This window comes from Sinorhizobium sp. B11 (assembly GCA_039725955.1).
GTDB lineage: Bacteria > Pseudomonadota > Alphaproteobacteria > Rhizobiales > Rhizobiaceae > Rhizobium.
The window spans coordinates 4,455,079-4,476,834 of record CP091034.1 but is presented as its reverse complement, the minus strand read 5'-3'; the positions used below and the strand labels follow the sequence as shown (position 1 = coordinate 4,476,834).

Sequence of the window (21,756 nt, the reverse complement as noted above, 5' to 3'; positions counted from 1 at the left end):
CGTCTGCTCTGGACGGAATTTTATCTCTACCTACCTTATAGGGAATATAAGAATATAAATGCGAGCCAGCAATTCGGCCGCAAAACAAACAGACGGAGGCGACACATGGCAAATCTGGGTATTTCGCATACTCATGTGAACCAGTACGGATCCGTACCGGCGAAGAAGCCGGTCACCACGCGGCACAGAATCCAGACCGCGATCCATGCAACACTTTTCACGGCGGCTTTCCTTTTCGTTGTCGCCATGGTTTGCGGCGTCGTCGGCTGATGCCGGCACGTCCTCGAGCGCCACTTTGATGGTGCTCGCCTGATCGAGCATATGTCCGTCCGGAACAATTAGGATGCATCAGCATTCTCCTGACACTTCGGTGTTCATAGGAGAATGGTCATGAAAGGCATCCTGCTGTGGTTGCTCGGTATACCGATCCCCATCATCATCCTTCTTTACCTGTTCCACGCAGTCTAGCCCATTGCCGAAAGTAGGCGTGGGGCGCGGATCGCGCCGGGAACGCCGCGCAGGCGCATGGATATGTCCATGCGCCTTTTTCATGCCGACGGCGGAAAGCGCGAGGTGGTCATTGCCTTGAATTATTTCGATCGTGTCCAAGTTTCCCCAGTGGCTTCGCAGGGGCGTCGGATAGCCATGACCATCCGCAAAGTCATGCCATGGAGCCGGACGATTTATCGCCGAAAACTGTGCGAACCGTCTGATGATCCTGCTTTTGCCGGCCGTCGAAGATGACTGACCCGTTCACGCGACAGTCATCGCAAGCAGTGCAGACCTAGCCAAAATCGCAGAGTTGTTTGGATCCAGAACCGAACCCATGAACATTTCCAGCCCGTCTCCAAGCCCGTCGCGCGAGTCCGACAAGAAGCAGATCGACCAAAGCGACTCGATCCGCTCGACCTATCTGTCCAACGAAGACATCAGGGTGCTGGGCGAAGATGTAGCCCGCAATGCCGTCAGCGCGCTGCCTGCCTTCGCACCTTTCGACTTCTTCGCGCGCAACAGGGAGAACGAGAAGGAAATCCTGCGCGTCTACCGCACGACCGCAACCGATGTCGAAGCCGGAGAGACGATTACGCCAGCGGCGGAATGGCTGCTCGACAACCATTATATCATCGAAGAGGCCATTCACGAGGTCCGCCGCGATTTCCCGCGCCGCTTCTATCGCGAACTGCCGTTGATGAAGGTCGACGGTGTCGGGATTCCACGCACGCTTGTCCTCGCCTGGCTCTATGTCGCCCATACCCACAGCACCGTCTCAGAGGAAAGCCTGACGGCGCTGGTCGAAGGCTTCCAGCAGCATGAGACGCTGAAGATCGGCGAGCTTTGGGCTTTGCCGACGCTGGTACGCTTCGTGCTCGTCGAAAATCTCCGGCGTATTTCGAGCCGCGTCGAGCGTAGCCGCCGCCTGCGCCGCCGTGCCAATGAGGCCGCGGACGAGCTGGTGCGCCTTGCCGATACGGCAAAGGCCGCTGCCTATCTGAAGACGCTCGAGGAGTTTGCCGAGGACAATACGTTTTCGACGCAGTTTCTCTATCGCATGCGTGATGGCTCGCGGACTTCGAGCCTCGCCCTTTCATGGCTCGATGAGCGGCTCGAGAAACTCGGTCGTGACAGCGAAGAAACGCTGATGGCGGAACACAGCCGGCTCTCCTCCGGCAATGTCATGATGGGTAACATCATCCGCAGTCTGCGGGAGATAAACGATGCGGACTGGTCCGTCTGGGTCGAGCAGGTCAGTCATGTCGACAGGCTGCTCTGGGATCATTCGGATTATGGCGATCTCGATTCCGGCTCGCGCAATACCTATCGCAAACAGATCGAGAAGCTTGCCATGCACTCGCCGCTGAGCGAAGTGGAAATCGCCAAGCTTGCCGTGGACATGGTCGCGGAATCGAGGCTTTCCGATGAGCGACCACTGCAGCAGCCAAATGTCGGCGAGTTCATAGCAGGCACTCAACGCCTGAAGCTCGAGGCGCGCGCAAACTATCGTCCAACGCTGGCGCAACGTCTCGCCCGCTCGGTGCGAAAGTTCAACTGGATGGCTATCGCCGTTCCGATCGTGCTCGTCACCATCGCCGCCATGACCGTCATTGGAAGCTTCATGGTCAGTGCCGGCATGGGGCCGATTGAAATCGCCTTGCTGCTGATCCTCTTCTCGCTGCCCGCTTCCGATGGAGCGAGCGGCCTGTTCAATACCGTCCTCTCTTTCTTCGTCACGCCGGCGCGGCTTGTCGGCTATGAATTCAAGCAGGGCATTCCCGAGGATGCACGCACGCTCCTCGTCGTGCCGTGCTTGATTTCCAATCGCGATAGTGTCGACGAGATGGTACGCAATCTCGAGGTCCACTATTTCGCCAATCCGCGCGGTGAGATCTATTTTGCGCTGCTGAGCGACTGGCCGGATAGCGAGGTTGAGGAAACTTCAGCCGATCTCGAAGTGCTGGAATATGCGCGCCGGGAAGTCGCCAATCTCTCGGCCCGTTATGCCCATGACGGCAAGACGCGCTTTTATCTGCTGCACCGCCGCCGCCTCTATAATCCCTCTGAAGGCGTATGGATGGGCTGGGAGCGCAAGCGCGGCAAGCTGCACGAGCTGAACCTGCTATTGCGTGGTGATCGCGATACGACCTATCTGCCGGGCGCCAACACCGTCCCGGCCGATGTCGAATATGTCATGACGCTCGATGCCGATACGCGCCTGATGCGTGACAGCGTCACCAAACTCGTCGGCAAGCTCCACCACCCGATCAATCGCCCTGTCATCGACCCGGAAAGCGGACGCGTCGAAAGCGGCTACGGCGTCCTGCAGCCGCGCGTGACGCCGTCACTGACGACAGGCAAGGATGCGTCGGTCTTTCAACGCATCTTTTCGATCAATCGCGGTCTCGATCCCTATGTCTTTACGGTTTCGGATGTCTATCAGGATCTTGTCGGCGAAGGCACGTTCACCGGAAAAGGGCTCTATCACGTCGATGCCTTCGAGGGTTCACTGAAGGGGCGGATCGAAGAGAATTCGGTGCTCAGCCATGATCTTCTCGAAGGTTCAATGGCGCGTTGCGCGCTCGTCACAGATCTCGAACTCGTCGAGGACTTTCCCATACGCTACGAAGTCGAAACCTCGCGCCAGCACCGCTGGGCGCGGGGCGATTGGCAGCTCCTGCCCTACCTTTTCAATCCGAAATACGGCGTCACCGCGCTTGGGCGCTGGAAAATGTTCGACAATCTGCGTCGGTCGCTGACACCGATCGCTTGGTTTCTTGCATCGGTGCTCGGCTGGTATCTGATGGAGCCTTTCGGGGCATTGATCTGGCAGATCCTTTTGATCTTCTGCCTGTTTGTGGCCCCGACCCTGTCGCTCATCAGTGGCATCATGCCGCGCAGCAGCGATACAGTCGCCAGCGCCCATCTTTATACTGTCTGGTCGGATATCGCGGCCGCCAATGCTCAGGTGGCTTTGCGCATCATCTTCATCGCCGACACCGTCTGCATGACGGTGGATGCGATCGGCCGATCACTCTACCGCCTCTTCGTCAGCCGCAAGCTTCTCTTGCAATGGCGTACCGCTGCCAGTGTCGGGGCCGGGAAGCAGGGCACCATCCTCTCCTATTACAGAGCGATTTGGCACGCTCCGGTTCTGGCGATTTTGTCGGTCGCCCTCGCCGCATTGTCCGGCAGTGACTCTTTCCTTGTCGGCATTCCCTTCGCGCTGCTCTGGATCTTTTCGCCGGCTGTCGCCTGGTATGTGAGCCAGTCGGCCGAGACGGAAGACCGGCTTGACGTGCCGGATGCAGTTTCCAGCGAGTTGCGCAAGATCGCGCGCCGCACCTGGCGCTACTTCGAGACTTTCACGACGGCGGAGCAGAACTATCTGCCGCCCGACAACGTGCAGGAAACGCCCCACGTCATCGTCGCGACGCGCACTTCGCCCACAAATATCGGCGTTTATCTGCTGTCCGTCATTTCGGGACGCCATTTCGGATGGTTCTCCTTCCAGGAGACGATCGAGCGCCTGGAGCAGACCATCTCCACGGTCGACCGCATGGAGAAGTTCCGTGGCCATCTTTTCAACTGGTATCACACCGATACGCTTGAGGCGCTTGCACCTCGTTATGTCTCTGCAGTCGACAGCGGAAATCTCGCCGGTCACCTGATTGCCATTTCCTCAGCGTGCCGCGATTGGGCGGAAGCACCTTCGGCGCATGTCCAGGGCAATCTCGACGGTGTGGGTGACACCGTCGGCATTCTCGGTGAAGTGCTGGCCGACCTGCCTGATGATCGCAAGACCGTGCGGCCGTTGCGTCGCCGTCTGGAAGAGCGCATAGCCGGCTTCCAGAATGCGCTTGCTGCCGTCAAACGCGAGCATGAATTTGCCTCCATCCGTGTGATCAACCTTACGGTCCTGGCGCGCGACATTCAGAACCTCGCCGGCAACCTGCATCACGAAGTGAAGTCGAAGCAGACGGAAGAAGTCACGGCCTGGGCGGTGTCACTGGTCAAGGTCTGTGAGGCACATATCGCCGACAGTACCTTCGACCTTTCCAATATCGACGCATTGCGGCCCCGCCTGATAGCGCTCCGCGACAAGGCTCGCGATCTCGCCTTTTCGATGGATTTCGGCTTTCTGTTTCGTCCGGAGCGTCGCCTTCTGTCGATCGGTTACCGCGTGGAAAGCGGCGAGCTCGACGCGGCATGCTATGATCTTCTGGCTTCGGAATGCCGTCTTACGTCGCTCTTCGGTATCGCCAAGGGCGATCTGCCGACGGAGCATTGGTACAAGCTCGGCCGCCAGGTCGTACCGGTTGGTGCTCGTGGCGCGCTGGTCTCCTGGTCGGGCTCGATGTTCGAATATCTGATGCCGCCACTCGTCATGCAGGAGCGCGGTGGAGGCATCCTCAACCAGACCAATAATCTCGTCGTTGTCGAACAGATGAACCATGCCCGCAAGCTCGGCACACCATGGGGCATCTCGGAAGCGGCCTTTAATGCCCGCGACCGTAACCTCAACTATCAGTACACGAACTTCGGCGTGCCGACGCTTGGCCTGAAGCGCGGTCTCGGCCACAATGCCGTCATCGCACCCTATGCTTCGCTGCTCGCCAGCCAGTACTATCCGGAAGCATCGCTCGAAAACCTGCAAAGGCTTCGCAAGCTTGGCGCTCTCGGCAAGTTCGGCTTTCACGACGCCGTCGACTTCACGCCGACCCGCGTACCCGAGGGCAAGAAGTGTGCGGTCGTCTACAATTACTATGCCCACCACCACGGCATGTCGATCGCGGCTGTCGCCAACGTTGCCTTCAACGGCCACCTGCGTGAACTCTTCCACTCTGATCCGGTCATCGAAGCGGCTGAACTGCTGCTGCAGGAAAAAGCACCGCGCGACATTCCGGTCATGAGCGGCAAGGATGAATCCAATACGCCTGCCAGCATCCAGGACGATCTGATGCGCCCCGTGATCCGCAAAGTCGACGATCCGGCTTCGCGCGAACGAGAGCTCGTTTTCCTGTCGAACGGTCATTATTCCCTAATGTTGACGGCAACAGGTGCGGGTTACGCCCGTTGGAACGGCCTATCCGTTTCCCGTTGGAAGCCAGATCCGACCGAAGACCGCTGGGGTAATTTCATTTTCCTGCGCGATACGGCGACCAATGAATGGTGGTCGGCGACAGCGGAGCCGAAGAGCGTGGAAGGTGAGGCGGTCAGAGTGGAATTTGCTGACGAGAAGGCCGTGTTCACAAAGGTTCTTGGCGAGCTCCTGAGCGAGGTCGAATGTATCGTTGCCACCGAGCATGATGCGGAGGCCCGCCGCCTGACATTGTTCAACATGGGTGCCGAAGATCGCTTCATCGAAGTAACCTCCTATATGGAGCCGGTCATCACATCCGACGAGACGGACAACGCGCATCCGGCTTTCGCTCGCATGTTCGTCAGAACGGAGATCGATAAGCGCGGTGACGTCATCCGCGCCGAACGCAACAAGCGTGATCCGAACGAGCCGAACATGAGTATCGCGCATCTGATCGTCGACAACGCCGGCGACACGCGTCACACCGAATTCGAAACCGAGCGGCGGGCGTTCATCGGTCGTGGTCGCAGCCTTTCGAATGCCGCTGCCTTTGATCCGGGTGTCCGCCTTTCCGGCATTGACGGTTTCACGCTGGATCCTGTCCTGTCGTTGCGCCGGACAGTGCGCGTGCCGGCCGGCAAGAAGATCAGCGTGATCTTCTGGACGATTGCAGCACCTGATCGTGCCGAGGTGGACAAGGCGGTCGAACGCTACCGCCATCCGGATGCCTTCAATCATGAGCTCATCCAGGCCTGGACGCGCACACAGGTGCAGATGCGCCATGTCGGTGTCAGTTCGCAGCAAGCGGTAGCATTCCAGCATCTCGGCCGTCATCTCGTCTATCCCGACATGCAGCTTCGCGGCGACTACCGCGCCGTCAGTGCGGGCATGCAGTCGCAGTCGGCGCTCTGGCCGCTGGCGATTTCGGGCGATTTCCCGATCTTCACGCTGCGCATCGATGACGACATGGATCTTGAAGTCGCCCGCGAAGCGCTGCTGGCGCAGGAATATCTGCGTTCGCGCGGGGTGGCCGCCGATCTTGTCATCATGAATGAGCGCGCCTCGTCCTATGCGCAGGATATGCAGCACGCTCTCGACGCCATGTGCGAGAACGTGCGGCGCCTCGGGCAGGCCGACGGGTTGCGTCAGCATATTTTTGCGGTCCGCAAGGACTTGATGGAAGACAGTACCTATGAGGCGCTGATCGCCGCCTCGCGCGTGACGCTACATGCAAAGAACGGCAAAGTGGTCGACCAGATCAACCGTGCCCGCGTCCTGTCTGTGCCCCTTAAGGAAATGCCGGAGATCGCGGAAAAAGCCGAGCGTGCCCTAACGCCGGTCAAGCGCATACCGCCACTGCCGGCTCCGTCCATCAAGACCGTTGCCATCGAGGAGGAGGGCGATCTCGACTTCTGGAACGGTATCGGCGGCTTTGCCCACGACAGCAATGAATATGTCGTGCGCCTGCCGGGTGGACAGGCAACGCCGCAGCCTTGGATCAATGTCATCTCGAACGAGCGGTTCGGCTTCCATGTCTCGGCGGAAGGTGCCGGTTTCACCTGGAGCGTCAATTCGCGCGATTACCAACTCACTCCCTGGTCGAATGACGCAGTCATCAACCGTCCCGGCGAGGCTCTCTACCTAACGGATCTCGAAAGTGGCGCGGTTATGACGCCATTTGCGGGCCTTTCCCGTCGCAACGATATTCGTTTCGAAGCGCGTCATGGTCTCGGTTATTCCACCTTCTCCACCACGCAGCACGAGATCGCGCTCGAGGTGACGCAGACCGTAGATCGCGAAAAGCCGGTGAAGCTGCAGCGCCTGCGCCTGCGCAACGCCGGTTCTGCAAGCCGCAAGCTCAGGCTCTACGCCTATGTCGAATGGATCCTTGGGAATAATCCGCAGAAGACCGCTTCTTTCATCCTGTCGAAACTTGACGAGGAGACAGGGGCGCTGTTTGCGACGAACCCCTACAGCATCGACTATTCGGGTCGCACCGCTTTCTTCGCCGCAAGCGAGACGATTTCGAGTTTCTCGGCAAGCCGTCGCGAGTTTATAGGCAGAAGCGGGAGGATTGAGGCGCCTGTTGCCGTGACGACAGCTACTGCTCTTTCCGGCTCGGTAGGCCTCGACGGCGATCCGGCGGCGATCCTCGCGATCGATATCGAACTCGGTGCCGGTGAGGAGCGCAACATCACTTTCTTCCTGGGCGATGCGTCCACCGAAGAGGATGCTCGCACCCTGCTTACCAATATCAGAGAGTCCTCGTTCGATGAGGCGGTGAAGGCAAACCGGGATTTCTGGCAGGAATTCACCGGCAAGCTGCAGATCTCGACGCCGGATCAGGGTATGAACAAGCTCATCAACATCTGGCTGCCCTATCAGAGCCTCGGCTGCCGCATCATGGCCCGCACGGCCTTCTACCAGGCAAGCGGGGCCTTCGGCTTTCGTGACCAACTGCAGGATACGCTGGCCTTCGTGCTGCAGGAGCCTGAGCTTGCACGAAGACAGATTATCAATGCGGCCTCCCGACAGTTCCGCGAGGGCGACGTGCAGCATTGGTGGCTGCCGGGGACTGGAGCCGGCGTACGCACCACTATCTCCGATGATGTCGTTTGGCTCGCCTATGCGATTGATCATTATTGCAGCGTCAGCAGCGACAAGAGCGTGCTCGACGAACAACTCGCCTTCCTCGAAGGTCCGGCGCTGCTGGAAGGCCAACATGACTCCTTCTTCAAACCGGAAGTATCCGAGGATACGGCAAGCATCTATGAGCATGCGGCTCTGGGGCTCGATCTTGCCATTGCACGCAAGGGGACGAATGGCCTGCCGCTCTTCCTCGGCGGCGACTGGAACGACGGGATGAACCGTGTCGGTATAGACGGCAAGGGTACGAGTGTCTGGCTCGGCTGGCTGCTTGCCGGCACGCTGCGCTCCTTCATTCCTTATGCCGAGGAGCGGGGCGACAAACCCCGTGTCGAGCGTTGGAACGCGCATCTCGTCGACCTCAAAAAAGCGCTCGAAACCGTTGCCTGGGACGGCGACTATTATCGTCGCGGCACTTTCGACGACGGTACGCCGCTCGGCTCGACGGAGAGCCTGGAATGCCAGATCGATTCGATTGCACAATCCTGGAGCGTGCTCTCAGGTGAAGGTGATCCGGGGCGGGCTGCCAAGGCGATGGATGCGGTGCTCGAGCGGCTGGTTGACGAAGATGCCCGGATCATTCGCCTTTTCACACCGCCTTTTGAAAGATCGCTGAAGGATCCAGGCTATATCAAGGCCTATCCGCCCGGCGTTCGCGAGAATGGTGGCCAGTATACGCATGCCTCGACCTGGGTGGTCATGGCGCTGGCGGAATTGAAGCGGGGCGACGATGCCTTGCGTTGTTTCCAGATCCTCAACCCGATCACCCATTCGCTGAATAAGGCGGCCGCCGAACGCTATCGCGTCGAGCCATATGTCGTAGCGGCCGATGTCTATGGACATGCCCCCTATGTCGGGCGCGGCGGCTGGACCTGGTACACCGGCTCGGCCGGATGGCTCTACCGCGCGGCTGTGGAAGGTATCCTCGGTATCCGGCTAAAGGGTGGACAACTTTTTGTGAACCCGTCGCTCCCTTCCAATTGGGACGGGTTTGCGGCAGAGATCGAACGCGACGGAGGCAAATACCGCATTTCGGTCTCAAAAGCGTCCAATGCTGGCGGCTACAGTGTGTCGATAGACGGCAGCGAAGTCGCCAATCCCCAGGAGGGATATCCGGTCGGGCAACAGCAATCTCCAAGCTGATTTTCCGGCGATTCGTGCGGCCAAACGGGGAACCCTTTTGGCCGGCGTAGCGTTTGCAAAACGGATAACAGGAGAGACACCCATGGCAGGTATGCCGACCAAAGCCATTGGCGCCCAACGAACTTCCATGTCAGTAGCGGCGTCCAAGCGTGATACGAGGCTCGACGTCATTCGTGGTCTTGCACTCATAACGATCTTCATCAATCACGTTCCGGGGCAAATTTTCGAATATATTACGACCAAGAATTTTGGTTTTTCAGATGCCGCCGAAGCCTTCGTGCTGATCTCGGGCATCGCAGTCGGCCTTGCCTATGGTTCGCGCTTCAAGGCGGGCAAGCGGCTGGAGGTGGCGATCAAGGCGGCAAAGCGTGCCTTCACGCTTTATCTTGCCCATATGATCACCACTTTCGTGACGCTCGCGCTCTTCATCTGCGGCGCCTGGCTGTTTCACCGGCCGGGCCTGTTGGTCGAGATCAACATTCTGGCGGTGCTCATGAACCTGAAGGAGGGCATTCCAGCGCTGCTCCTGCTCGGCCATCAGATCGGCTACAACAATATCCTGCCGATGTACGGTGCGCTTATGCTGATGGTGCCGCTGATCCTGCTTCTGAACGAGAAAAGCACGTTGCTGGCGCTTGCCGTTTCCGGAACGGTCTGGCTTCTTGCAGGTATCTATCAGATCGCGCCGCAGAACATGCTGTTCGAGGGAGACTGGTTCCTCAATCCCTTCTCCTGGCAGTTCCTTTTCACGATCGGCATCGTCTCGATGATGCATATAAAGCGCGGCGGCACGCTTCCCCACCATCCGCTGCTTTTCGCGTTGTCGCTGGGCTATGTCGTGCTCTCTTTCATCTGGGTGACGGCACGTCTCTGGGATCTCGGCAACTATCTGGCCGCGCTTGGCCTGCCTGCAGTGCTGACCGGTTTCGACAAGACATTTCTGTCGTTGCCACGTCTTCTGCACATACTGGCGCTGGCCTATCTGGTGATCAACATTCCAGCGGTGTCACAGGCTTTCCGTCGCCCGGCCGATCACCCCCTGACAATCCTCGGCCGCCACTCGCTGAACATCTTCGTCGCCGGCACCATCCTTGCAATGGTCGGCCAAGTGCTGCTCTACATCACCAATCGCGACCAGATCATCGGCCCGATCTTCGTGCTTGCCGGCATCGCAGCGCAGTTCGCCTATGCCTATTATCTTGAATACAAGCGCGAACAGGAAAAGGCCCGGCCACTCGCCGGCGGCGCCATCCCAGTGCCGGTCCGCGTCAACCGCGCCGTGGATACTTACGGCCACAACAAACGGAAATAGGCAAGGCTTCCTGGGGTCTGAGTAAGCCGGCAGTCGAGAGGCTGCCGGTTCGATGCAGACGGCCACGGGCCTGCCGCGAGACGCGTGCAAGGCTACGATAGAAACCGTGACGACGATCCCTCGGCGATCACTATGAGATTTTGATTTTTTCGCTGTTCATCAGGAATGGAACGGCTACGAGCCTCGATCCATCTTTGCTCCCAAAGGCAATGCCAATGATAGGGAGCACGACGATGTACTTCGAACTCAAGGACGCCACCGCCGACATTCTCGCCAAGAGCCGTTGGCGCAACGAACTCTGCGACCTTCCGCTTGACCTGATCTCCTCCGAACGTGAAGCTTACGACATTCAGGCGATTGCGCAGGATGCGCTGGGCTTTGAGCGCAAGGGCTATGCGCTTGTCGGCACCAGCGAGGAATCGCGCCGCGTCCTCGGCCTTGAGAGGTCGATCTACTCCGAGATTCCCGCTTCCGCTCTGCTTGCCGCTACCAAGGAATTCCGGCTTCCGACCGGCACAATCGGTGTCCAGTGCGAACTGGTTTTCAAGATGTTGCGGGCCTATCCGGAGGCCGGAGAACCGATCAATCTCGATACCGCTGCCGACGCCGTGCTCGACTGCCGGCCGGCCATAGGCATCCTCGGGCGGCGGACGCGGCGTGTCTTCGTGGGAGACAACGCCGCGATCGCCGATTTCGGCCTGCATGTCGCGACCATCTGTGGTGATCATACCGGAACGTTGTCGCCCGCTGACCTTGCTGCCATCGAGATTACGACTTTCCTATTCAAGCAGACGGTCTTTGCCGGGACAGCAGCTTCAGTCATGGGCAATCCGCTCAATGCAATTGTCTGGCTGGCAGACCGGCTCTCTGCAAACGGCAGGCAGATTCAAGCCAACGATATTGTCGCCACGGGATCGTGCACCGCCATTCTCCAGGTCTGGCCCGGCCAGCATCTGGCCGCCGATTTCGGGCCACTTGGACAGGTCGAATGCATCTTCGGGTGACACTCACTTCAAACTGAAAGGACAGATCATGAGGCCGCAGCGAAAGCCGTTCGTTGTCGAGATCAAGAAGACGAAACAGTTTGTCCGCAAGCCCGCTTCGACTGAGACTGGACGGGTAGATGTCGTGCTGCACGCGGGAACCAAGACGACCGCGAGCACGATCATCCGGGGCGGGGGCCGGTCCTGATGGTCAGCCGTAATGTCCCACACGAATATTTCCTGATAGACGCGGCCAAGACTGACGGGCCTGTGGTCGGCCATCTTCGCGGCAAACCGATTTCCGCTCTGGTTATAGACAGGAACGGCAGCCGCTACCGCTTCGTTGGCGTCGCTGCGAGAGACGGCCGCGGCAGACTGGATGTCCTGTCTCTCAAGCAGGGTGAATGGATCGTCGCGCCCGATCTTGTCTATGAAGAGGCAGCCTAGGTCAGCTCGGTACTGCGATCGGCGTCGCATATGACGAGTGGGCCTGACGTCAGTGTTTCACGTGGAATTTCCAACCAACAAAAAAGCCGGAAGAGCGATGCCCTTCCGGCTTTTTGTCATTCGCTTGCGAGCCGATCAGGCTGCTTCCGTCGCATGAGCCTTGCGGACTTCGTCGTCCGTCAGGATGCCACTTGCGCGGAGCAGAGCAGCGAAGCGGCCGTTCGAATGGCTGAGCTCATCGAAGCTGCCGTGCTCGACGATGCGGCCATTGTCGAGGAACAGCACCATATCCGCCTCGCGGACCGTCGAGAGACGGTGAGCGATGATGAAGGTGGTGCGGTTCTGGCGCAGGTTGTCGATTGCGGCCTTGACGCGCGCTTCCGTCTCGACGTCGAGGGCGGAAGTCGCCTCGTCCAGCACCAGGATCGGCGCATCCTTGAGGATGGCGCGGGCAATCGCAATACGCTGGCGCTCACCACCGGAGAGCTTGTTGCCGCGCTCGCCGACATGGGTTTCGTACTGCTCGTCGCGGTTCTCGATGAAGTCGGCAGCGGCAGCAGCTTCTGCGGCACGGCGCATATCCTCTTCCGAAGCGTTCTCGCGGCCGAGGCGGATGTTGTCGCTGATCGAGCGGTTCAGAAGGCCGGCGTCCTGGAAGACGGTAGCGATATAGCGGCGCAGCGACTTGCGCGTGACCTTGCTGATATCATGGCCGTCGACGAGAATCTGGCCGCCCTGCGGGTCGTAGACGCGCTGGAGCAGGTTGACCAGCGTCGTCTTGCCGGCGCCGGTCGGGCCGACGATCGCAACCGTCTGGCCGGCCTTCACCTTGAAGGAGACGTTGTGCAGGCCCTGCGAGCTGTTGGCGAAGCCGAAGGAAACGTCGTTGAATTCGACATCGCCCTTGACGTCCTTGATCTCGCCGTTGCCGGCCGGTTCCTCGCGTTCACGAACGGAATCTTCCAGATTGTAGAAGTCTTCCAGCTTCGAACGGGCTTCGAAGATCTGCGTGGCGAACTGACGCATCAGGTCCAGGCGGGCGATCAGCAGGTTGGCAAAGCCGATGAAGGCAATGACGTCGCCGACACGCAGTTCGCCGTTCTGAACCAGCACGGTGCCGATGACGAGCACGATCATCATGGCGATCGTGGAGGCCATGCGGTTCAGCGCACTCGCAAGCGCCCACCAGTCGAGAACCGGATACTGCGCCTGCAGCAGGCGGTCGGCAAAGGACTTCAATGCACGCGTTTCAGCATCGATGCGGTTATAGCTATGCAGCACCGATACGTTACTGATGGAATCGCTGACATGGCCGAAGACGGTATGATAGTGGTTTTCGACCGAAGCCTGGCCGTCCTTGGTGCGGCTCATGACCACGCGGCCGATGATCCAATAGGCGATACCGAGTACGATCAGGACTGCGGAGAGGCGCAGATCCATGGACATTGCAGTCGGGATGAGCAGGCCAAGCGCAATGACCGTCGAAAGATGGTTGCGCATGAATTCCAGCCACAGGCCGAACAGGGTTTCACAAGCGCGCAGCAGCGTATGCAGCGCGTTGGATGTGCCGCGCTGGTGGTGCCAGGAAAGCGGCATGGAGATGATGCGACCGAAAGCCTCCGTCAGAAGCGTTGCGCGGCGGCCATGGGCCAGCCTGTCGGCTTCACGCGCCACGAGAACGAAAGCTATGGTGTTGAAGACGGCAAATGCCGCCCACATCATCAGGATCGGCTTGACTTCACCCTTGCCGGAAATCGCGTCAATGATACGACCGAACAGGATCGGCTCGGCGATGGTGATGGCCGCCAATACGATATTCGCGATAACGACGAGGGATACGCGGAGCTTGTAGGCGCCAAGATAGCGCAGAGCCCTTGCATAGACCTTGAATAACGACACGTCGGGACCTCTTTTGCATCTGCGAAAAACGGGATGGTGCGATGCTACAGAAATCTACCTGAACCGACGATTAACAGGATATTCAGGTTTGGGGTCCGGCTTCGAAATTCGCCTTCTGGCGCAGTCGCCAGTGCGATAACTGGCCATAGTTTCGAAATTGTTGCTTAGGCTTAGATCGTAACAATTTGCGCTTGCATTCCCTGGAGCGTCTAGCGCACCATCCAGTTTGTGAACTGTAATTTTTTGTAAAGACCGTTCTGTGGCGGGTTATCAAGGCCTGCTTCGGCGGCCTCATTGGTCCGGGCAAGGGGCATTTTGTGCAAATTCATTCTTTAATTCAATTGCTTGTCACGCTAGAGGAACATTCCGACAGCGAAGGTGCTGTCGACGAACTCGACAAGGTGATCCGCGCGAGCGGATTCGATTTCTATGGGCTGCTTCGCCATCCCAAGCAGGGAGACAACCCATGGAGTGTGACTATGGCCAGTCGATGGCCGGACAGGTGGTCACACGTTTATGCGGTAAAAAAATATGTGCTCGTCGATCCGACCGTACGGTATCTTGCTCGCGCGCAACGGCCCTTCCGCTGGCGTGACAGCATGGCTGCCTTTCGCGATGATCCGCATCAGCGCCGCATGGAGCAGATGATGGTCGATGCCTTCGGCCATGGTCTGGAAGACGGCTATGTCTTCCCGATCTACGGACGAAACGGCATCCTCGGCAGCCTCAGCCTCGCTGGCAAGCCCGTGGAGTTCTCACCAGCGGAAATCTCACTTTTCGAGGCGATTGCCCGCAAAGCCTTCTGGCGGCTGCTCGATCTGCAGGGAGAGGCTGCAGCACTGGAAACGGTGCCGATAACCGATACGCAGCTGACCCGGCGCGAAATGGAAATCCTGCATTATCTCGCCGAAGGCATGACCTCGATGGAAATCAGCAAACATCTGAAGATCTCCAACCATACGGTCGACTGGTACATGAACGGCCTGCAGGATAAGCTCAGGGCCAAGAACCGGCAGCAGGCCGTGGCACTTGCTTTCCGATATGGTCTGATTACCTGAGATCTGGAGAAATTCTATTTCCTCGAGATGAGGGAAATTGAACTTTCTGTAACAGCACGTTAAGAATTCTCTTCGCGGGTGCAGCATTGCCCGTTTTTTTCGTGCTTTGAGGAGAGTACATTGCCCATATCGAAGATCCTTGTCGCCAACCGTTCCGAAATCGCCATCCGCGTCTTCCGCGCGGCCAATGAGCTCGGAATAAAAACGGTCGCGATATGGGCTGAGGAAGACAAGCTAGCGCTGCACCGCTTCAAGGCCGACGAGAGCTATCAAGTCGGCCGCGGCCCGCATCTTTCCCGCGATCTCGGACCGATCGAAAGCTACCTGTCGATCGACGAAGTGATCCGTGTTGCCAAGCTTTCCGGCGCTGATGCCATTCATCCCGGCTACGGCCTGCTTTCGGAAAGCCCCGAATTCGTCGATGCCTGCAACGCTGCGGGCATTACCTTCATCGGTCCGAGGGCCGATACGATGCGTCAGCTCGGCAATAAGGTGGCGGCACGCAACCTTGCCATTTCCGTCGGCGTTCCCGTTGTTCCGGCGACCGAGCCGCTACCGGACGACATGGCGGAAGTTGCCAAGATGGCCGGTGTGATCGGTTATCCCGTGATGCTGAAGGCATCCTGGGGCGGCGGTGGCCGTGGCATGCGCGTCATCCGCTCCGAAGCCGATCTGGCCCGTGAGGTAACGGAAGCCAAGCGCGAGGCGATGGCCGCATTCGGCAAGGATGAGGTCTATCTCGAAAAGCTCGTCGAGCGCGCTCGTCACGTCGAGAGCCAGATCCTCGGCGACACACATAACAATGTCGTGCATCTCTTCGAGCGCGACTGCTCCATCCAGCGCCGCAACCAGAAAGTCGTCGAACGCGCCCCTGCCCCGTATCTTTCGGAAGCGCAGCGTCAGGAGCTTGCTGCTTATTCATTGAAGATCGCGCAGGCGACCAACTACGTCGGCGCCGGCACCGTGGAATACCTGATGGATGCCGATACCGGCAAATTCTACTTCATCGAGGTCAATCCGCGCATCCAGGTCGAGCACACAGTCACCGAAGTCGTCACCGGCATCGATATCGTCAAGGCGCAGATTCATATCCTCGACGGCTTTGCGATCGGCACTGAGGAATCCGGCGTGCCGAAGCAGGCGGATATCCGGCTCAACGGCCACGCGCTGCAGTGCCGTATCACGACGGAAGACCCGGAGCACAATTTCATTCCGGATTACGGCCGCATCACCGCCTATCGCTCGGCATCGGGCTTCGGTATCCGTCTTGATGGCGGCACCTCCTATACGGGCGCGATCATCACGCGTTACTACGATCCGCTGCTGGTGAAGGTGACGGCCTGGGCGCCGAATCCGCTGGAAGCAATTTCGCGCATGGACCGCGCACTGCGTGAATTCCGTATCCGTGGCGTTGCTACCAACCTGACCTTTCTCGAAGCGATCATTACGCATCCGAAGTTCAGGGATAACAGCTATACGACCCGCTTTATCGACTCGACGCCCGAACTTTTCCAGCAGGTCAAGCGTCAGGACCGCGCCACCAAGCTTCTCACCTATCTCGCCGATGTCACCGTCAACGGCCACCCGGAAGCAAAGGACCGCCCGCGCCCGTCGGAGGACGCTGCCAATCCGATCGTGCCCTATATTGATGGCGGCAAGATCCCCGATGGCACGAAGCAGCTTCTCGACCAGCTCGGCCCGAAGAAATTCGGCGAGTGGATGCGCGAGCAAAAGCAGGTGCTGCTAACGGATACGACAATGCGCGACGGCCACCAGTCGCTGCTCGCCACCCGCATGCGCACCTATGACATTGCCAAGATCGCCGGCACCTATGCGCATGCGCTGCCGAACTTACTGTCGCTGGAATGCTGGGGTGGTGCCACCTTCGACGTCTCGATGCGGTTCCTGACCGAGGATCCGTGGGAGCGCCTGGGGCTGGTCCGCGAGGCGGCACCGAACCTGCTTCTGCAGATGTTGCTGCGTGGCGCAAACGGCGTCGGCTACAAGAACTATTCCGACAATGTGGTCAAATATTTCGTCCGTCAGGCCGCCAAGGGCGGCATCGATCTCTTCCGCGTCTTCGACTGCCTGAACTGGGTGGAGAACATGCGCGTGTCGATGGATGCGGTGGCCGAGGAGAACAAGCTCTGCGAGGCAGCGATCTGCTATACGGGCGATATCCTCAATTCGGCCCGCCCGAAATATGACCTGAAATATTATACGGACCTTGCCGTCGAGCTCGAAAAGGCCGGCGCACATATCATCGCACTGAAGGACATGGCAGGTCTTCTGAAGCCGGCCGCAGCCAAGGTGCTGTTCAAGGCGCTGCGCGAAGCGACCAGCCTGCCGATCCATTTCCACACGCATGATACGTCGGGCATTGCCGCGGCCACTGTTCTTGCTGCCGTGGATGCCGGTGTCGATGCTGTCGATGCGGCGATGGATGCGCTGTCAGGCAATACCTCGCAGCCCTGCCTCGGCTCTATCGTCGAAGCGCTGCGCGGTTCCGAGCGGGATCCGGGCCTCGATCCGGAATGGATCCGCCGCATCTCCTTCTACTGGGAAGCGGTTCGCAACCAGTATGCAGCCTTCGAGAGCGATCTGAAGGGCCCGGCATCGGAAGTCTACCTGCACGAAATGCCGGGCGGTCAGTTCACCAACCTCAAGGAACAGGCCCGCTCGCTGGGGCTGGAAACCCGCTGGCACCAGGTCGCACAGGCTTATGCCGATGCCAACCAGATGTTCGGCGATATCGTCAAGGTAACGCCATCCTCCAAGGTTGTTGGCGACATGGCGCTGATGATGGTGAGCCAGGACCTGACGGTCGCCGATGTGGTCAGCGCCGAGAAGGAAGTTTCCTTCCCGGAATCGGTCGTCTCCATGCTGAAGGGCGATCTCGGCCAGCCGCCGTCAGGATGGCCGGAAGCGCTGCAAAAGAAGGCTCTGAAGGGTGAACAGCCTTATACGGTGCGCCCCGGATCGCTGCTTGATGATGCCGATCTCGATGCGGAGCGCAAGACTATCGAGACCAAGCTGGAGCGTGAGGTCAGCGACTTCGAGTTCGCCTCCTATCTCATGTATCCAAAGGTGTTCACCGATTTCGCGCTGGCTTCGGACACTTATGGCCCCGTGTCGGTTCTGCCGACGCCTGCCTACTTCTACGGTCTCGCCGATGGCGAAGAGTTGTTTGCCGATATCGAGAAGGGCAAGACGCTCGTCATCGTCAACCAGGCAATGAGCGGCACCGACAGCCAGGGCATGGTCACCGTCTTCTTCGAGCTCAATGGCCAGCCGCGTCGCATCAAGGTGCCGGATCGGGCCCATGGCGCTTCGGGCGCTGCAGCCCGTCGCAAGGCGGAGCCGGGCAATGCCACCCATGTGGGTGCGCCGATGCCAGGCGTCATATCACGCGCCTTCGTTGTACCGGGCCAAGTCGTCAGTGCCGGTGACGTACTCGTCTCCATCGAGGCGATGAAGATGGAAACGGCACTGCATGCGGAGAAGGACGGGACCGTTTCGGAAGTCCTCGTCAAGGCCGGCGACCAGATCGATGCCAAGGATCTGCTCGTCGTCTACGCGGGATGAGCTCGGAACGCGCGACCGTTTCCGCGATCACCCGAATGTGTGCGATCAGCCGGTCAAAAGGCTGATTTTTCGATAAGTTAGCAGCCTTCTCGCCTTGTCGGGCGGGGAGGCTTTCTCATAGACTTCGGCTCCCCTCACCGCCCCCAAGACCAATCAGGATCATTTCATGAGCAAGTTGAAGATTGCCGTCATCGTCGGCAGCACGCGTATTGGCCGTTTTGCCGAGCATCCGGCCAAGTGGATCGCCGAGCTCGTCGGCCAGCGTTCCGATCTCGAAGTCGAAGTTCTCGATCTTCTCGACTACCCCATGCATTTCTTCGGCGAAGAGCGCGCCACTACGGCGGAAAGCGAAACCGCCGAGCGCTGGAAGAAGAAGCTGCGCGAATTCGACGGCTTCATCTTCACGGTCGCCGAATATAACCATGCTCCGACGGCCGTTCTGAAAAACGCGATCGATCTCGGCGAATTCATCCAGAAGCCGGTCGGCTTCGTCGGTTACGGCGGCGTCGGCGGCGCACGCGCCGTCGAGCAGCTTCGCCTGGTCTTCGTCGAAATGAGTGCAGCTTCCGTCAGGACGGGGGTTCACATCGCATTCAGCGAATATCTTGCCGTTCTGAAGGAAGGCAAGAGCCTCGGCGATTACGCGCATCTGAATGAAGCCGCCAAGAACCTGCTCGATCAACTGACCTGGTGGGGCAATGCGCTGAAGGCAGCGCGTGCCGTCGTCACGTCCGCCTGACCGGAATTCCGTATGCCGGGATGCCAACATCCCGGCATTGGCTCAGATATCGTAGGTATGAGCGGCGTTGATGGTGGAGATGAAGCGCTTGGTGCGTTCCTTCTCCGGTGTATTGAAGATCGCCCTGGCGCTGCCGGTTTCGACCACGCTACCGGCCTCGAGAAAAACCACGTCATTGGCGATCTTGGAGGCGAGGCGAAGATCATGGGTCGCCATGACCATGGTCGTGCCCTCGCGGGCGAGCTGGCCCAGCACGTCTACTACTTCGGCCGAAAGTTCCGGATCGAGCGCGGATGTCGGCTCGTCACAGAGCAGGACACGCGGTGACGGCGCAAGCGCGCGGGCGATTGCCACGCGCTGCTGTTGGCCGCCGGAGAGTGTCGAGGGCCAGGCGTCGGTCTTGTGCGCCATGCCGACCTTGGTCAGCAGCTCCATGGCGCGTTCGCGCGCCCTTTCCTTTGGCCATTTCAGGACCGTGACCAGACCTTCCATGACGTTTTCGATCGCCGTCTGGTGCGGAAAGAGCTGAAAGTTCTGGAACACCATGCCGGTCTGGCGACGGATCTTCTGGATCGCCTGCCAGCCGACACGCTTGCCGGGCGTGAAAGAGAGCGTTTCTTCGCCGAGGCGGATGGTGCCGACGGTGGGGATCTCCAGGAGATTGATGCAGCGGAGCAGGGTGCTCTTACCGCCGCCGGAGGGGCCGACGAGGGCGGTGACGCTGCCTTCGGGGATGCGGATACTGATATCCTTCAGGATGACCGCGTCGCCGAAGCGCTTTTCGATATTGGAAAGCTCGATCATGCATTTGCCTCCAGCATCCCACCATAACGCGCGAAGCGGCGCTCCAGCCGCTGCTGCAGCGCCGAGAGTACGGAGCTCAAGGCGAGATAGATCAGCGCCGCTTCAATATAGAGGATCAGCGGTTCGTAGGTGGTCGCGACGATGCGCTGGGCGGCCTGGAAAAGCTCCGGCACGGTAATGGCGGCAGCGAGCGAGGTGTCCTTCACCAGCGAGATGAAAGTATTCGAGAGCGGCGGCACTGCGACACGGGCGGCCTGCGGCAGGATGGTGCGGCTCATGGCCTGGCGCCAGCTCATGCCGATCGAATAGGCTGCTTCCCATTGACCCTTCGGCACGGAAGATATGACAGCACGGATGATTTCGGAGCTATAGGCGCCGATATTCAGCGTGAAGCCGATGAGTGCTGCCGGAAAGGCGTCAAGCAGGATGCCGATGCTCGGCAGGCCGTAAAAGATCACGAAGAGCTGGACGAGCAGCGGCGTGCCGCGGATGACCCAGACATAGAAGCGGGCAATGGCTGCAACGGGTCCAGGGCCGAACAGGCGGGCAATCGCAGTGATCAGGCCCAGGATCAGCCCAAAGGCAAAGGAAAGCAGAGTGAGGGGAATGGTGAAGATCAGCCCGGCCCAAAGGAGCGAGGGAAGCGATTCCGCCATCAGTTGGAGCCAGTGCGGCAAGGGCGTATCCTCAAGAAAAGATGCGTCCGGCGAGGGTTCGCCGGACGCTTTTCATGCAGCTATAAAGGATATGGCGGCGGCGGGAAACCGCGTGTGTCGCGACTTACTTGGAAACGTCCTGACCGAAATACTTGTCAGCGATCTTCTTGTAGGTGCCGTCGGCCTTGATGTCGGCGAGCGCCTTGTTGATCGCTTCGACCAATTCCGGTTCGCCCTTGCGGATGATGATGCCGGAGTAATCGGCATTTTCCTGCTGAGCCACGATCTTTACGGGAGCGTCCGGCTTGTGCTTCTTGAAGTCGAGGAAGGAGAGGCTGTCGTTGATCGTTGCGTCGGCGCGCTTTGTCAGCACGAGCTGGATCGACTGGTCGAAACCGTCGGTGCCGACAAGTTCTGCGCCGGCTTCGGTCGCCAGCTTGCCGAAGTTGCTGGTCAGCGACTGGGCGGACTTCTTGCCCTTGAGATCGGCAAAGGACTTGATGCTGTCGTCGCCGTCGCGGACGATCAGAACGGCCTTGGAGGCGATGTAAGGCTCGGAGAAGTCGTATTTCTGCTTGCGCGCATCGGTGATGCCGACCTGGTTGATAACCGTGTCGTAGCGGTTGGCGTCGAGGCCGGCGATCAGACCGTCCCACTTGCCTTCGACGAACTGGGCCTTAACGCCGAGCTTGGCAGCGACCGCTTCGCCGATCTCCACGTCGAAGCCAACCAGCTTGCCGCTTTCGTCATGATAGGTGAACGGGGCGTAGGTGCCTTCCGTCCCGATCTTGAAGACACCGGCAGACTTGATGGCGCTGAGGTTTTCGCCGGCATGGGCGGGAATAAGGGCTGCGGCCTGAATAAGGGCTGCGGCGGCGACGGTCTTCAACCAGTTCATTGTTCTTTCCA

The 21,756-nt window shown here is 59.3% G+C and carries 13 protein-coding genes; 8 read left to right on the top strand and 5 right to left on the bottom strand.

What is annotated here, in order from left to right:
* The first annotated feature begins 105 nt into the window (after positions 1-105).
* On the top strand, positions 106-270 hold the full coding sequence (locus tag LVY75_32065) for a hypothetical protein (protein ID XAZ23380.1): 165 nt from the start codon (positions 106-108) through the stop codon (positions 268-270).
* 78 nt (positions 271-348) lie between these two features.
* Here the strand turns inward: LVY75_32065 and LVY75_32060 are convergent, their stop codons facing one another.
* Positions 349-609 carry a hypothetical protein gene (locus LVY75_32060; protein ID XAZ23379.1) on the bottom strand — a complete coding sequence of 87 codons (261 nt, stop codon included), beginning with the start codon at positions 607-609 and terminating at the stop codon, positions 349-351.
* A gap of 217 nt (positions 610-826) precedes the next feature.
* On the opposite strand from LVY75_32060, the gene LVY75_32055 reads away from it, so the two are divergent.
* From LVY75_32055 to LVY75_32040, 4 genes are all read left to right on the top strand, one after another.
* On the top strand, positions 827-9,364 hold the full coding sequence (locus LVY75_32055) for a protein ndvB (GenBank protein XAZ23378.1): 8,538 nt from the start codon (positions 827-829) through the stop codon (positions 9,362-9,364).
* An 82-nt stretch (positions 9,365-9,446) separates the two neighbouring features.
* Complete coding sequence (gene opgC, locus LVY75_32050; GenBank protein ID XAZ23377.1) at positions 9,447-10,676, top strand: OpgC domain-containing protein; 1,230 nt, start codon at positions 9,447-9,449, stop codon at positions 10,674-10,676.
* 233 nt (positions 10,677-10,909) lie between these two features.
* Positions 10,910-11,680: a hydratase gene (locus LVY75_32045; protein XAZ23376.1), complete on the top strand. Its 771-nt coding sequence runs from the start codon at positions 10,910-10,912 to the stop codon at positions 11,678-11,680.
* Positions 11,681-11,866: 186 nt separating this feature from the next.
* The gene (locus LVY75_32040) at positions 11,867-12,106 is read left to right on the top strand and encodes a hypothetical protein (GenBank protein XAZ23375.1); all 240 of its coding nucleotides are present in this window, start codon (positions 11,867-11,869) and stop codon (positions 12,104-12,106) included.
* A 135-nt stretch (positions 12,107-12,241) separates the two neighbouring features.
* On the opposite strand, the gene LVY75_32035 is transcribed toward LVY75_32040, so the two are convergent.
* Positions 12,242-14,005, bottom strand: a complete 1,764-nt coding sequence (locus LVY75_32035) for a glucan ABC transporter ATP-binding protein/ permease (protein ID XAZ23374.1) — start codon at positions 14,003-14,005, stop codon at positions 12,242-12,244.
* 317 nt (positions 14,006-14,322) lie between these two features.
* On the opposite strand from LVY75_32035, the gene LVY75_32030 reads away from it, so the two are divergent.
* From LVY75_32030 to LVY75_32020, 3 genes are all read left to right on the top strand, one after another.
* On the top strand, positions 14,323-15,063 hold the full coding sequence (locus tag LVY75_32030; GenBank protein XAZ23373.1) for a LuxR family transcriptional regulator: 741 nt from the start codon (positions 14,323-14,325) through the stop codon (positions 15,061-15,063).
* Positions 15,064-15,183: 120 nt separating this feature from the next.
* A complete protein-coding gene (gene pyc, locus LVY75_32025; protein ID XAZ23372.1) occupies positions 15,184-18,648 on the top strand; it encodes a pyruvate carboxylase in 3,465 nt (1,154 codons plus the stop codon).
* Between the two features lie 166 nt (positions 18,649-18,814).
* Positions 18,815-19,387 carry an NAD(P)H-dependent oxidoreductase gene (locus LVY75_32020; GenBank protein XAZ23371.1) on the top strand — a complete coding sequence of 191 codons (573 nt, stop codon included), beginning with the start codon at positions 18,815-18,817 and terminating at the stop codon, positions 19,385-19,387.
* Between the two features lie 42 nt (positions 19,388-19,429).
* On the opposite strand, the gene LVY75_32015 is transcribed toward LVY75_32020, so the two are convergent.
* The 3 genes from LVY75_32015 to LVY75_32005 form a co-directional block, all read right to left on the bottom strand.
* The gene (locus tag LVY75_32015) at positions 19,430-20,191 is read right to left on the bottom strand and encodes an amino acid ABC transporter ATP-binding protein (GenBank protein XAZ23370.1); all 762 of its coding nucleotides are present in this window, start codon (positions 20,189-20,191) and stop codon (positions 19,430-19,432) included.
* On the bottom strand, positions 20,188-20,868 hold the full coding sequence (locus LVY75_32010) for an amino acid ABC transporter permease (GenBank protein XAZ23369.1): 681 nt from the start codon (positions 20,866-20,868) through the stop codon (positions 20,188-20,190). The genes LVY75_32015 and LVY75_32010 overlap by 4 nt, the downstream gene beginning before the upstream one ends.
* Positions 20,869-20,971: 103 nt before the next feature.
* Complete coding sequence (locus LVY75_32005) at positions 20,972-21,745, bottom strand: amino acid ABC transporter substrate-binding protein (GenBank protein XAZ23368.1); 774 nt, start codon at positions 21,743-21,745, stop codon at positions 20,972-20,974.
* Positions 21,746-21,756 lie beyond the last annotated feature (11 nt).

What these genes read in the sequence shown, in the direction of transcription:
- LVY75_32065 (XAZ23380.1), top strand. Translation starts at nt 106, where the DNA reads ATGGCAAATCTGGGTATTTCGCATACTCATGTGAACCAGTACGGATCC.
- LVY75_32055 (XAZ23378.1), top strand. Translation starts at nt 827, where the DNA reads ATGAACATTTCCAGCCCGTCTCCAAGCCCGTCGCGCGAGTCCGACAAG.
- opgC (XAZ23377.1), top strand. Translation starts at nt 9,447, where the DNA reads ATGGCAGGTATGCCGACCAAAGCCATTGGCGCCCAACGAACTTCCATG.
- LVY75_32045 (XAZ23376.1), top strand. Translation starts at nt 10,910, where the DNA reads ATGTACTTCGAACTCAAGGACGCCACCGCCGACATTCTCGCCAAGAGC.
- LVY75_32040 (XAZ23375.1), top strand. Translation starts at nt 11,867, where the DNA reads ATGGTCAGCCGTAATGTCCCACACGAATATTTCCTGATAGACGCGGCC.
- LVY75_32020 (XAZ23371.1), top strand. Translation starts at nt 18,815, where the DNA reads ATGAGCAAGTTGAAGATTGCCGTCATCGTCGGCAGCACGCGTATTGGC.
- LVY75_32015 (XAZ23370.1), bottom strand. Translation starts at nt 20,191, where the DNA reads ATGATCGAGCTTTCCAATATCGAAAAGCGCTTCGGCGACGCGGTCATC.
- LVY75_32005 (XAZ23368.1), bottom strand. Translation starts at nt 21,745, where the DNA reads ATGAACTGGTTGAAGACCGTCGCCGCCGCAGCCCTTATTCAGGCCGCA.